General features: G+C 44.1%; 8 protein-coding genes. All 8 read left to right on the top strand.

Going from position 1 to position 14,925, the window contains the following annotated elements:
- Positions 1–30: 30 nt before the first annotated feature.
- Positions 31–828, top strand: a complete 798-nt coding sequence (locus tag BBD41_RS09760; RefSeq protein ID WP_099477449.1) for a phosphoadenosine phosphosulfate reductase domain-containing protein — start codon at positions 31–33, stop codon at positions 826–828.
- An 82-nt stretch (positions 829–910) separates the two neighbouring features.
- Positions 911–1,300 (top strand): hypothetical protein, encoded by a 390-nt coding sequence (locus BBD41_RS09755; RefSeq protein WP_099477448.1) that lies wholly within the window; start codon positions 911–913, stop codon positions 1,298–1,300.
- Between the two features lie 249 nt (positions 1,301–1,549).
- Entirely contained in the window at positions 1,550–3,709 is a 2,160-nt protein-coding gene (locus BBD41_RS30260; protein ID WP_237087051.1) for an McrB family protein, read from the top strand.
- Entirely contained in the window at positions 3,681–6,104 is a 2,424-nt protein-coding gene (locus BBD41_RS09745) for a restriction endonuclease-like protein (protein ID WP_099477447.1), read from the top strand. Before BBD41_RS30260 ends, BBD41_RS09745 begins: the two co-directional genes overlap by 29 nt.
- 347 nt (positions 6,105–6,451) lie before the next feature.
- Complete coding sequence (locus BBD41_RS09740; protein WP_162292784.1) at positions 6,452–12,322, top strand: DUF3320 domain-containing protein; 5,871 nt, start codon at positions 6,452–6,454, stop codon at positions 12,320–12,322.
- A gap of 170 nt (positions 12,323–12,492) precedes the next feature.
- Entirely contained in the window at positions 12,493–12,663 is a 171-nt protein-coding gene (locus BBD41_RS29775; protein ID WP_157929285.1) for a hypothetical protein, read from the top strand.
- 259 nt (positions 12,664–12,922) lie between these two features.
- Entirely contained in the window at positions 12,923–13,450 is a 528-nt protein-coding gene (locus BBD41_RS09735; RefSeq protein ID WP_237087050.1) for a nuclease-related domain-containing protein, read from the top strand.
- A gap of 729 nt (positions 13,451–14,179) precedes the next feature.
- Positions 14,180–14,527, top strand: coding sequence for a DUF3221 domain-containing protein (locus BBD41_RS09720; protein WP_099477444.1), 348 nt, complete (start codon positions 14,180–14,182; stop codon positions 14,525–14,527).
- The last annotated feature ends 398 nt before the right edge of the window (positions 14,528–14,925 follow it).

Raw genomic sequence — 14,925 nt, 5'->3', positions numbered from 1 at the left:
ATTCGTTGGATAAGAGGAGGAGCAGATATAATGGAACGCAAACCGGTTCATGTTGCTATGTATAGTGGTGGTGCATCTTCCGCTTATGTCGCGCATCATATGGTGCAGACGTATGGTAGAGAGAACAGTATTTTATTTTTTACAAACACGCTATGGGAGCATGAGGACAATTATCGATTCATGCATGAAGTAGCAGACTATTTAGGAATGGAAATTACATATCGTACAGACGGAAGAACACCTGAACAGGTCTTTTACGATTACAGATTCATGGGCAATTCGCGACTTGCGAAATGTTCTGAAGAATTAAAAGTTAGGCAAACAGTTATATTTCTTGAAGAATTAAGAAGCGAACACGGGCTCGAACCAATATTATATTTTGGTATTGGGAGACATGAACAGCATCGTGCAGAAAATTTGAAAGAGTTCTATGCACATGTTCCACTTGAGCCAGTAGAAACAAGATTTCCTTTAATTTCCACATTTCGTGAAGAAATTGACGCAAAGCGTATTATAGAAGAAAAGTGGGGTATTCGGCTACCGGTCATGTATGAGCTTGGATTTTCGCATGCCAATTGCGGAGGACGGTGTGTCAGGGGAGGGTTACAACATTATGCACAATTGTACCGCATTTGGCCAGACGTTTATCGGGAGCAGGAAGAAATGGAAGAAGAGTTCAGACGGCATTTTGATAAAAATGTTTCAATTTTGAAACGTAATGGGGGGCCATATACACTAAGGGAATACCGTGAAACATTGGAAAGGGAGGGCGTTGAGTCCTATCTTAGCCGAGAGGACGATACGGTTCCTTGCGTTTGCACGATATAGATAAATTTTATCAGTAATCTGTATTAAAAATACATACTCTTCGCATAATAATAAGTAATACGTCAAAATAGGAAGGAAACCTATGCGGAGAGTAGAAGAATGTCTTTTAGTTGAGGACGGGCAAAAAGTGTTAGTTGCATTACATTTGCATAAACAATGTTTTTCGATTCGCCTTGCTTCAACTCGAAAAGTAGCAGGTTATACAGATCGAATCGTTGTCAGCGATGTCCGCTTTCCTGTGTCCCCTTCTGGAAGACTTCGTGTACTGAAAGAAAAGAAGAAAAACGTTCACGCTTTTGTTCTAGGTAAGTATTTGCAAGAGATGCAGAATTTATCACGATTGAATTTCAGAGAGGCCTATTATAATCCATATCAGTGTTCTGGTTTTGTGGACAGGGAAACATCTAGGTTGATTGAGTTCGCTGATTACGCAATTTGTGAGAATAAGAGGGTTTATTATTTGGTGCTTTAATGAATGTCCAGTAAAGTTTTAGTCTTTAATTTGAACAGAAGCATCCCATCCATTTTAGAAGTAAAAGGCAGCATCTCCGCAATTGCGAAGATGCTGCTTTTTTTGCATGTAATTTTTCTAATAGTCACTTAAGTTACCTCATATGCATATGAGAAGTTCCTTAATTAGTTATTTGAAGAAGGATTTCAACCAATTTCATTGAAAACTAACTATAATTAATTTACTTAGTAGAATAATGAGAGGTACAAGATGATCACTCAAGTAAGAAGCTGGACACACGATGATAATATTCCAGACTTGATCGGCAGAAAAAAGGTTGACTGGTCTATTTTTGAATACGGATCCACAGTTCCTAATGATTTCAAGGTTTATTTTTATAAGGCAAATGGTGGTGAAGAGATCGAAGTTGGTAAGGGAAAACAGGTTACTTTAATATACGGAGGAAAGAAGTATAAAGCTTCCCTAAGAAATGTTGACCAGATAAGTGCTGGGAGGGAATCTTTGCAATTGCGATATCATTCTAACGATTTAAAAGATCTCATGATATCAATTTTTAAACATTCCTACGAATTTATAACTGCACGAAAACCACGGGATCCTAGAAATAAGAAACAAGTGGTAGTTCCAGATGAATTAGCAGAATATATAGAATTCTACACAACCGATATTCCGTACAATTATGAGTTGAAGCTGATAACTTTAGAAGGTAATCGAAATCAACAAATGCCAAATATTTGGTGGGTTAATCAAGGGGCTACTTTATCTGAAGAAAAAGAAGAAGGTATTATTTGGGCTCCTTTGAATGGCAAGGGAGGTCGCTCGCAATACCATTGGGATACTATGGACGAAGTAAAACAAGGAGATATTATCCTGCATTATGCTAACGGCTCTTTGCGTTACGTAAGTAAAGCTCTTGAGGACTGCGTTCATGCAGAGAAACCAAGCTCGATGTCAAATTCAAATTGGGATGCACAAGGCAGATTAGTTCGAGTCGAGTACCATCCGCTACAACCTAATATTCCATTAACTTTGTTCTCTCAGGAGATTATGAAATTACAAATTCACCAAGGTCCAATTCACTCGGGGGCAGGAGTTAAGCAAGGATATCTCTTTCGTTTCAAACTACAAGGCTTACATAAGATTCAAGAAATTTCTCCACAAGTGAAATGGCCAGAATTTACGTTGTTTAGCCGAACACAAATTGAAGAAAAGGCAGTGGTGACTAACTTGCCTAATATCGTAGAAGATCAAGAAGTTACTAGTAAAATGAATGATATTAAGTTGTTCATCTCCCACCGTGGCTTCCACTACCCGCCTGGACTTATCGAGAACCTATACCTCTCCCTAAAAACGAAACCTTTTGTCATCCTGGCAGGGGTATCTGGTACTGGCAAAACCAAGCTCGTGAAGCTATTTGCCGAAGCGCTAGGGGCCACCGGGGACAATGGTCAGTTTTCGCTGATTCCGGTACGGCCAGACTGGAGCGATCCTTCGGATTTGCTAGGGTACAAAGACTTGTCGGGAGTGTTCCGGCCTGGTCGCTTGGCAGAGGTACTAGTAGAGGCGTCTCAACCAGAGAATCAGCATAAGCCTTATTTTATCTGCATGGATGAGATGAACTTGGCACGGGTGGAGTATTACTTTAGCGATGTGCTCAGTGTCATTGAGACGCAGGAATGGAGACAAGACCGAATTGTTACTTCCAAGCTCATCAACCGGGAGTCCTTGCTGCCGCAGGACCAATTACTGTATGGAGACTTATCCATACCGGATAATGTTTATTTGATTGGCACGGTGAACATGGACGAGACGACACATCCTTTCAGCAAAAAGGTGCTCGATCGCGCGAACACCATTGAGTTTAACTATATCAATTTGCAGCAATACCCGAGCTTAGCGATTCATGAGAAGGAAGAAACAGATCTAACGGTCCATAACTCATTTTTACGAAGTGAGTATTTGCAATTGATCGACGTTTATTCCGAGTATACAGAACTAGTACATGCCACAACGGAGAAGCTGGTGAAGATCAATCACATCCTAGAAGAGATCCATTCCCATGTTGGGTTCCGGATTCGGGATTCGATTTGCTTTTACATGGTTTACAATCAACGTTTTGAACTGCTATCGGATGATGAGGCTTTTGACTTGCAATTACTGCAGAAAATCCTACCACGCATCCAAGGCAGTAGCCTATCGGTTAAGCGGGTGCTACTCAAGCTCCTGCAAGGGGCATTAGGAAGGACGCTGCCCGTGTCGGATCTAATGGATGACGCATCGGAGATTTATCTGAAGTGGAACGACAACCAAGAGGAGAACAAGGCGAAGCATCCACTAAGCGCTCGAAAAATCGCCTTTATGCTGCGGAGGTTAGAAGAAGATGGATTCACCTCTTACTGGCTCTCTTAATCAGAGCGTGGAACTACTGCGAGTTGAGACCAATCTGTTCAACCTCTACATTCAAGGCAAACCGTATCATCCAACGGTAGAGTCTATGCAGCTTCATCGACAGCACGATGGGGAATGGATCGATACAAGCCTCCAGGTTCATTCCCTTACGAGTGAAATAAAGATCGAACAGATTTCAATGTTCTCGCCGGAGACAGGGACACTTATTTCGTGGCAGATAGGAGAGAAGAACTGGCCGCTATTTTTCGAAACCCAGTCGTATGAGCTTGTGGTGGAGAAGAAGCAGCCGCTGGCTCTAACCTTCCACCATGAGAATGCAAGTGTCAGGCAGGCAATTAAGCCACTTGGCCAATCGATCCTATCGGGAATCCTGAACTTTCAGAATGAGGTTGGTCTAACGGATTTGGAGCTTCGTCTGGGCGGTCAGGCTATTTTTCAACTTCAACTAGAGATTTTCCCGTCGAAAATAGATTATAAAGAGGATTATCAAGCGATCCTTAGCGACGTGAACCGGCAGATTTATAATTTGTCATTCGATTTCCTTCGTAAAACGTATCATCTCACCGGTTTAAAGGAAACGAAGAACCAGAGTCTGACGGAGTTTTTTGCGATTTTACAGCATGTGTTTGAACAGCTTGTCCAGGCCGTTGAACGAATACAAACTTCGCCTAACTATAAGTTGGTGAAAGAGATGCGAAAGGTCGAGGCAGCTAGAGTCAAGAAGAGTGGTAAAGAAAACATAGCTTACCTGACGAAACACCCGCATTTACTTCGGCAGGATGACCGGATCGGGTTTGTACCGATTAACGAGCATTCTTTGTATCCTAGTCATGCTTTGGAGACGAAAAGGCGAATCCAATATGATACTATGGAGAACCGTTTTGTGCGGTGGGTGCTTGAACGCATATCAAGCAAATTAAAAGAATTGAAGCTCAGACTATCAGGAAAATCTCGTTTGCAAGATCCACTCCTCATAAAGCGAATAGGGTCCATGCAGAACCAACTACAGCGATTGCTAAGTCTTGACTTTCTGAATGTTGGTGGGATGAAGCAGCTATCAGTGTCCCTAGTATTGCAGATGGCACCTGGATATCGGGAAGTATACCGGAATTATCTGATGCTTATGAAAGGACTATCCATCCAAAGCGATTTGTTCCGGCTCTCGATGAAGGACTTAGCCCAGCTGTACGAGTATTGGTGCTTCTTGAAAATCCATGATCTTCTCAGCCAGAAATACGAGCTTCTTAAGCAAGATATTATCAAGGTGCAGCGCACGGGGATTTTTGTGACATTGGACAAGTCGGCCAAAGCCAAAATGGTGTATCGCAACCCGAGTAACGGGGAAGTCTTTACGCTTTATTACAACTCACTTCCGAAAGGTGATCGGAGCGCTACGCTAGGTCAGAAGCCGGATAATGTGCTTACACTGAAGAAGAACGAGGCTGCAGTGGAGTATAAGTATATATTCGATGCCAAGTATCGGCTAAATCCGGCATACGAGGGCACTCCTTATAATGAGAGATATAACCAGCCAGGTCCCGAGGAAGAGGATATCAACACGATGCATCGGTACCGGGACGCGATTGTGTATGCTGAAGGGCAAGGACAAGAGTATGAGCGGAGCATGTTTGGCGCATATGTGCTATTTCCGTATCATGATGAAGATAAATTTCAGGAGCATCGTTTCTATAAAAGCATAGAGCTCGTTAATGTGGGGGCTTTTCCATTTCTACCGAACTCGACCGATCTGATGGAGGCCTTCTTAGATGAGATCATTAGAGACAGTCCGGAAAAAGCATACGAACGCTCCACAAGACCACGAGGCACGAAGAACTACTACCAAGATAAGTTGGCTGGCAAAAACATACTTGTCGGCTCGTTAAGGGAGCCTTCCCAGCTGGAGCAGGCACTCAAACTGAACTTTTATCATATGCCGCTAGAGAACGTGACAGATCACAAGATTCTTACGCAGATTGAATACATCGCTCTGTATCAGTCGAAGGGAAAATTCGCCTCTACGGGAGAGACGGGGATCCATTGGTACGGACGTGTTGTGGATTGGAAGGTTCTGCGCCGCAAAGAAATTACCGAACGTCCGGCAAGACGCGGCTCTGAAGAGAAGTTATATGTCAAATTTATAATCGATAAATGGATCAAACGGGATAAACCGATTGTTTCCGGCGGGAGAGGTATCTATACCGCTTTGTATACATCGAAGTACATGTTTGACCGGGCTTTGGAAATTGCGGAACTGAAACTTGAGACGGAAGAGGACCTGATAAAGTGGCGCGAACAGAGACGTATAGGTACGGTCAAGGTGGAGCTGGATCATGATCAAGTGGATTTAGCGAAGCGGGTGTTGGGGATACACGGCTCGGATGGACTTTATGGATAAACCTTGCATTACTATATTTAAAAAGTTGTGTATATGAATGGGATCTTTGTTAAGCCATTTTTTGGAGAGGGAGAGCCAAGGAGGGCTTGAATTTTTGACGATAAGTATGCTAAGTGAAGGTTTACTAGAATAGAGCAAGAACGCAACGGGTAAATCCCATTCATGAAGGGTACAATAAATTTACGATCCTCCAAGATGATTCGTCCTTTACGAATCATCTTTTATTTTCTCGTGTTTTCATGTCGAATAAAGCAGATACACCCATTATTTAGTGTTATTATAGAACTAATTGGCAATCGCTGTAGGTCTACAGGACTGAGAAACAAGAATTATAGGAGGATATGGAAGTGGAGAGCAGAATATCATGCGAATGGTTGTATAGCGAAACCGTGAACTACGCTATGCAGCAGAACCATGTTCCTGTTATGAAGAGCATCATCTTAACGAATACAACGGGTGAAGATATCAAGGGAATCACGGTGAAGCTAGAATCTGAGCCGCAATTTGCATATGAATGGAAGAAGGATTTTGACATGCTTCCAGCAGGGCAATCCTTGGATATAGGTACGATTGATTTACATATGTCGACCTCATTTTTGGGGGATTTGTCGGAACGCATATCAGGTACACTGACATTGACGGTATGGCAGAATGACACCGAATTGTTCAAGCAACGCGGATCGATTTCCGTCCTTGCCTTTGATGAATGGAGCGGGCTTGCCGTATTGCCTGAGATGACCGCTGCTTTTGTCACGCCGAATCATCATCATGTGGCCGAGATTATACGGGAAGCGGGCACCATTCTGGAGCAATGGTCGGGAAGCCCTTCGTTTACAGCTTATCAGAGTAAGGATCCCAACCGGGTACGTATGCAGGCCGCTGCAATCTACTCGGCTTTGCAGAATCGCGAGATTTCCTACTGTGTAGCTCCTCCTAGTTTTGAGTTGATCGGTCAGCGTATTCGTCTTCCTGAGACTATCTTCACGCATGGCCTGGGAAATTGTCTGGATCTTTCCATGCTCTATGCTGCTTGTATGGAGGCGGTGGGTCTACATCCCCTGATCATTTTCACGAAAGGGCATGCGTTTGCCGGAGTCTGGCTTGTAGAGGAGACGTTCTCGGAGACCGTTCAAGATGATATATCGTTATTAACGAAAAGGCTCGCAGCGGGAATAAATGAAATCTGCGTGGTGGAGTCTACGGCTATGGTCAAAGGGGATCATATTCCATTTGATCAAGCGGCTATGCTAGCCGAGGACCATCTGAGAGATCCCGATTCATTCGATGGCTTGGTCGATATTCGAAGAGCACGCGCAGCAGCCATACGGCCGTTACCACTGCGCACGAAGGCGACAAATGGATGGGTCATTGAGGAGACTCGTGAGACGAAGATCCATGAAAGTGCTGCTCCGGAACTTCTGGAAGTGCTGGAAAAACCATTGGAAGTTGATTCGTTGCAGCCTACAACAAGGCAAAAGCAATGGGAGCGTAAGCTGCTAGATTTGACGCTTCGTAATTCACTGCTCAATTTTCGCTTAACCAAATCGAGCATTCCGGTCATTTCTGCCCAGTTGGGAGATTTAGAAGATGCGCTGGCTGACGGCGATGAATTTCAACTGTTGGCTAGGCCCAGTGACTGGGAGGATAACGGGCGAAACGCCAGCTTGTATCAAAGTGTGAATGCCAGTCACCCACTCGTTAAATTGTTGCAGGAAGAATTCGTCCGGAGACGACTGAGAGCCGATTTGAATACTCAAGACCTAGAGAAAAGAATTGTACATATTTATCGGTCTGCCCGAACTTCATTGGAGGAGAATGGGGCTAACACGCTTTTTCTTGCTTTGGGTCTCTTGAAATGGTATGAATCACCGGTTAGCGAACTTCCTCGATATGCGCCGATTGTGCTGATTCCTGTAGATATTTTGCGAAAATCTTCACGACAAGGATATGTCATTCGGGCGAGGGATGAAGAACCGCAGATTAATATTACACTGCTGGAGATGCTCAGGCAGGATTTCGGTATCGGCATCGATGGCCTGGATCCGCTTCCGAGGGATGAGAAAGGCATTGCCTTGAAACAGATCTTTAACGTTATTCGACATGCATTAATTCAAGTATCCCGCTTTGACATCGAGGAAACGGCTAATCTCGGATTGTTTTCGTTCGGGCAATTTGTAATGTGGAATGACATTCGCACGAGAGCGGATCAATTGGCGGAGAATCAAGTGGTGGCAAGTCTTATTCAGGGGCAATTACAGCTACAGGAATCTGTGGAAGTGAAGCCCGAGCCGCTCGATGAAGAGCATCCGGCTCACTCGTTGATTCCGGTCAGTGCGGATTCTTCACAATTGTCGGCCATTCGCGCGGCGCTTAAGGGGCAAAGCTTTGTGCTGCACGGCCCTCCAGGAACCGGGAAGTCCCAGACCATTACGAATATGATTGCTAGTGCTCTGGCCAATGGGAAAAAAGTGCTGTTCGTAGCGGAGAAGATGGCAGCACTGTCCGTTGTTCAGCGAAGATTAGAACAAATCGGCTTGGGCCCTTTTTGCCTGGAACTTCACTCCAACAAAAGCACAAAGCGAGCAGTACTTGACCAATTAAGCAATGCGATTGATGTGCAGCGGATACAGTCTGGCGAGTCGTGGAAAAGACAAGCAGATCGCTTGTTCCAGTTGAGAGAGACGTTAAACGGTTATGTAAAAGCCCTTCATCGAAAACATGCTTTTGGCTTATCTTTATTTGAAGCGATATCGGAGTATGAGAGGGCGGGTGAAGCACCGGATGTCGTTACGTTCAATGACAAGGCGATTGAAGGACTGGTCCCGGATACCTTGGTTGCATGGAATGACACGGTTGCTCAATTAATCGCAGCCGGGGCTGCCCTTGGCAATCCGGGCACGCACCCTTGGGCGGACTCTAAGGTTACATCCTATACACAGGAGCTGAAGGCAAACGCAGAAGTATTAATAAAGGGCTACATCGTAGAGCTTGAGGGACGTCAGAAAGCGATGAATGAAGCGATGAAGCATTTCAAGCTTGGAGCTCTTCCGATGACTCAAGACAAAATCTCCATACTTGCACAGTTGTGTGAGCTGGCTAGCCGTGTACCGGATATTAAACCTGCTCTCATGCAAGAGACCAATCTTGAAGAATCGGTTGAAAGGCTAAAGGCCGCAGCACTTCAGGGCAAACGCCGAGACCAGATTAGAGATCGGGTTGCCAAACTATTCACTGCAGAGACTCAGCGTCTAGATGCCCAAATGATGTTATCTACTTGGGATAGCTTGGAGCTAAAATGGTTCCTTCCGAAATGGGCCGGGCAAAATCGCATTTTAAATATGCTGAAGAAAATGACGGTTCCCGGTCAAGGGATAGCCAAGCAGGATGTCAGATCTCACTTGCTGGATATCATTTCCCTGCAGGAAGAGGAACAGAAGTTAAGTCGAGCAAGGGACGAATCCGCTCCATTCCTTGGTTCCTCGCTGATCTGGGATGACGAAGGCAAGTGGGACGACATCATGGAGACTTGCGAGTGGCTGAATCGATTGCATGCAGCGTTAACAGCTTGGTTTGAAACTACTACTGATGCCCATCACGCAAGAACACAGATTGCGGAATTTATGGTTGAGCTTCGTGGGAATGCTGCGCTGAATCAATCGATACAGTCTGTACTCCGCAGTCATGAACAAGTGAAGCATCAGGAAAAGGAGCTCCGCGATCTATTGCAGATTGACTTTGAGCGCATGGCGCATCAGTCTCAGGATTTGGACTGGCACGATGATCTCCTGGAAAAAGCAAATGGATGGATATCTCATCTAGATGTATTGAGAGATTGGTGTACGTGGCGAAGAGTGCGATCGCAGGCGGAGGAGCAAGGACTTCTCCCTCTTGTCATTCCATACGAAGAAGGGCGTCTATCTAATGACCAGTTGAAGGATGCTTTTGAACGTGGACTCTATAAAAAAATAGCGAATTACATCATTGCGCGTGATGAGCAATTCGTGTCATTCTCCGGCAATGTATTTGAAGAGACCCTACTTCGCTTCAAAGAAGCCGACGAGGAATATACGAGACTAACCCAACAAGAAATTGTGGCGAGGCTTTCTTCGAGAGTCCCTCAAATGTCGCAGGAAGCATCGCAAAGCTCGGAAGCCGGCATTCTTCAGCGGGCGATTCGCAGCGGCGGGAGAAATATGTCAATTCGCAAACTGTTTGAACAGATTCCGAATTTGCTGCCGCGATTAGTGCCCTGCATGTTGATGAGTCCGATTTCTGTAGCACAGTACCTCGATCCTGAACGGTCCCCATTCGATATGGTGATATTTGACGAAGCCTCTCAGGTGCCTACGGCACAAGCGGTTGGGGCACTGGCAAGGGGACAACAGTCTGTCATCGTAGGTGATCCGAAACAGCTGCCACCAACGAGCTTCTTTTCGAAGAGCCGTCAGGAAACGGAGGAAGAGGAACCGGCGCTGCAAGACATGGAGAGCATATTGGATGATTGTTTGGCGCTTGGAATGCCGGAGCGACATCTGACCTGGCATTATCGTAGTCGGCATGAAAGCCTGATCGCTTTCAGTAACGCTCATTACTACGAAAATAAGTTAATGACTTTCCCATCTCCGGATGAACCCGTTTCAAGTGTGAAATGGTGCCCTGTCGAAGGATATTATGATCGGGGACGTACGAAACAGAATCGAGCGGAAGGTGAGGCTGTCGTTGCTGAGATTATCCGCCGCATTAAGGATCCGGTCTTGCGTCAACAGAGCTTAGGGGTCGTCACGTTTAGCTCCATTCAGCAAACCTTGATTGAGGATATGCTTGAAGAAGTACTGAAGCAAGAACCGGAAGTGGAAATGCTCATGATGCAAATGCCGGAACCTCTATTCATCAAAAACCTTGAGAATGTTCAAGGGGATGAACGGGACGTTATTTTGTTCTCAGTGGGATATGGGCCTGATGCAAACGGTAAGGTCAGCCTGAATTTTGGACCGTTAAACCGGCAGGGAGGTTGGAGACGGTTAAATGTTGCCGTATCAAGAGCTAGGTACGAAATGCTGGTATTCTCAACACTGCATGCCCATCACCTGAATGCGAGCAGGATCAGCAGCGAAGGTGTACTAGGCCTAAAAGCGTTCCTTGAGTATGCGGAAAAAGGAAAACGGATCCTGCCTGCAAGCGAGGCGTCATCTCAAGCGCTTCAGGTTTCGCATGTTCACCGAAGTCTGGCCGCTGAGTTGAAGAAGCGCGGATACCAAGCAGATCTATATGTCGGGGCATCGGGATATCGCATTGATTTAGCGGTATTGGACCCTGAGTCCGATCATTATGCATTAGGGATTCTCCTTGACGGACCGATGTATCAAAATGCCGATTCTGCACGGGATCGTAATATTTTGCGGGAAGAAGTCCTTAAGCAGCTTGGCTGGAATTTGTTGAGGGTGTGGAGTCCGGATTGGTGGGACAATAGAGAAGGCGTAATGGACCGTATTGTGGAAGCTGTTAAGCGAGGAAGAGAGGTCAAGAAGCTACGGGTTCAGTCCCAAGCTGAAGCAGCAGTGACTCATGAACAAGTGACATTTGAACGTTCACAGAATCCTCCGGTAAGAAAGGATAAGGATCATCTTGTTCAACCTGCACAGCCCCAGAAACCGAAAGAGATGCAGCCTTACCATGTCTGCGTTCTGGATGCTGTTTCGTTAGGGGCGGATTGGTTCCATTCCCCAGAATCGACGGAGCTCCTTTTGGGTCAAATCCGAAAGGTCATTCAAGAAGAGGGACCTATTAGCCGGAGTTTACTTACAAAACGCATTTTACAGGCATGGGGCATTACCAGACTTGGGGCACGATTGGATCAGAGGTTTACAGAGTTGTTGATGAAGATACAACCTGCACATACGGAAGTGAACGGAATGACCTTCTTCTGGCCAGAGGGAATAAAACCATCCGAGTATGGCATTTACAGGGTAGCCACAGATGACGCTCAGCGGCGAATGGCCGAGGATTTACCGCCGGAAGAAGTAGCGGTTGCCGTGAAATCCATTCTGTCTTCTCAAATTAGTCTTCCTTATGATGAGCTAACGAAACAAGTGGTTAAGGCGCTCGGATACGCTAGATCCGGCAGTGCTCTGGAGAAGTCGATTAAATCGGGGATTCAAAGAGCTATAGAGCTGGGCTTCGCTTATGAAGATGAAAACCAGCGGGTGGTTGTGAAGTAATTAAACCAAGTTATTCTCTATGTTACCATAAGGCTAATCAAAGGCTGCTCAACGAGCAGTCTTTTTTTTTGACCGATTTTTGGGTTCCGAACTTACGTTTGCTGGCATTCCGTTGTCACCACTATTCTTTAAACTATGGATAAATGAGGAATTAGTGATGGAGGAATCCCATGAAACCAAGAAACCGTGCAATGCATTTGGAGATTAAACAAGTCATTGACAAGTTAGGTTTAACGAGTGATAAAGTCTCAAAGTTTTATAATGAAATGAAGGAGAAGTATAGGGAAGAGGAGCAAAAATCTGATGAAAGCTGCGATCCCGATCCACATAAAGAGGATTAAACCAATAACGATTTGGTTGTCATTCGGATTAGTAGTAGGCCATTAGTAATGGTGATTAAATAATGAACTTACATCTGGAATGGTTCTATAGAAGGAATTCATCGATTTCTGGCGAATGGATGTATATGTTGACGAGGACCGTCGGATTGATACTTTTGAAAACGATAAGAGGAGTTTGAAATTGTAAAAGAAATCGACCACGCTAGCAAATCGCTTGAAGACCCTTATTCACTACATCATATAAGAACGGAGCTCCAATATGCTAAAGAAATTAATGTCGATGTTCAAATCGAATACTCCCGATAAGAAGCCTACCCAACCCAGTAAAAACAGTAAAACTAAAACATCCAGCAGCAAACCTAAACCTAAAGTTCAGCCAACGCGAATCGGAGAGCTAGGAGAGCATAAGATTAACATTCAGCTAGACCAGCTTCCTAAGGGGTGTAAATACGTAAGTGATCTCATGGTGGCTAATCCGAAATCCCGTACAGGGTATTCGCAGATCGATCACGTGGTCATTACCCCACAAGGACTCTTTGTGATTGAGACAAAAAACTATAACGGAGAAATAAAGGGGACCAGAGACAATAAGTCCTGGACAGTGAGCAACCGGTTTAAAATGTACAACCCGTTTATGCAGAATTATGGTCATATTCAAGCGATTAAAAGCTTACTACCCGATTATCAAGAGAATCGATATATATCACTCGTCTCCTTCACGATGCGTTGCCGATTTAGCGTGGACCCTGAATTGAGAAAAATCCACTCGGATGAGCTCATCGTGTAACGATGTTGAACTATCCGAATATATTCAGCGTAAAATGAACCGAATTCAAGCCGAGAAGACGGGACCTGTTCTAACAGAGTCGGATATTCAGAAGATCTATCAAACTCTGAAAGAAGCCAATATCACTGATCCGAAGATTCGGGCTGAGCATGTGGATAAGGCGGGGAGTATGGGGAAGGCGAAAAAATAGTAATAAACCAATTGCCGCTGGACCACTTAAGGAAGTGGAGAGCGGCAATTTTAATCAGGAAGTTAAACTTAAATGTAGACAACTAACTTAATAAACGGGTTGCATAAACACCTTATCCACATATTTATAAAAATTGAATAATCCTTGAGAGCCATAAGGAGCAATGATTTCATTACCATCAAGCTCTATGTACCTCTGGCCAGTAATTGATAATTCCTGCTTGATTGGATTGATTTTCTGCAAGTCCCCGACGGTTGTAAAGGAATAACCCCAAATGTTTAAATCAAAATCAATTATTGAGTCGCCAGCTGTGACGATTAATTCACTAATGCCATCTTGATCAATATCATGGAGAGCGGCTTGTAATTTATAACGCTTTCGATAAAGTCTTTAATATTTCCTTTTCAATTTCCTCTATGGTATATTCACCATGAATACCCTTCATGTTCAAGGGGGTAAAACCATTAATATCCTCTACTAAAGAATTTGCTGATTTTTTTTGTATAGTAAGAACCTTCATTATGTAAGGGAGGTATGAAATGAAAAAATACAAATGGATAATGATAATATGTTGTTTCATAGTTCTCCTATTAAGCGCTTGTAAAAACTTCGATTCACGATACCAGCAATTGCAAGGGGGGGTAAAAGAAATTGACCACAAAAATAATAAAATACTAGTAATTGCTGGACTTGAAGAGGAGGATATTAAGAAAGATACTCAGGTTGTAATTGAATCAATGGACTATACCGAAGTATATTGGGTGAGTAATATCGATCCTTCTAATTTTACAGTTGGCGAGAAAATTATAGTTTATTATGAAACGGCGGAAACATCTTATCCTGGTAAAATCACTTCCAAAAAATACGAAAAATTAGTTGAAAATTAAGTATGCTCAAAAAGTGGAATGCCTGATTGTAAGACGACAAGAACATACTCGCTTAATAGCCGCGGAGCTTGCGGCTTTTTGTGTTTTAACGGAAAAAAACAAGAACATATATGGTTAACCGTAATCTCCGGATATTGGCGATAGCAGTCATTACTGTGACAAGTATATAAGCGAACTTCTCCATTTTGTTGTGAAAATACAGATCTGATGAATCTGATCAAGAGAGCAGATGAACTTCTTCTCCTAATATCCAGCCTGCTAGAATTGCCTTACCAATCATACCACTCCGTTTTTAAAATATAAGACCTAAAGACAAGGACAAATAATTCTTTTCTAACATTTTCAGGGTAAGCAAGGGCGAGAAAATGAAGGATAAATTAACCCATCTATTCGCCCCT

It is taken from the genome of Paenibacillus ihbetae (assembly GCF_002741055.1).
GTDB classification, from domain to species: domain Bacteria; phylum Bacillota; class Bacilli; order Paenibacillales; family Paenibacillaceae; genus Paenibacillus_AQ; species Paenibacillus_AQ ihbetae.
The sequence above is the reverse complement of the archived record's forward strand: the minus strand, read 5'-3'. Positions and strand labels throughout refer to the sequence as shown.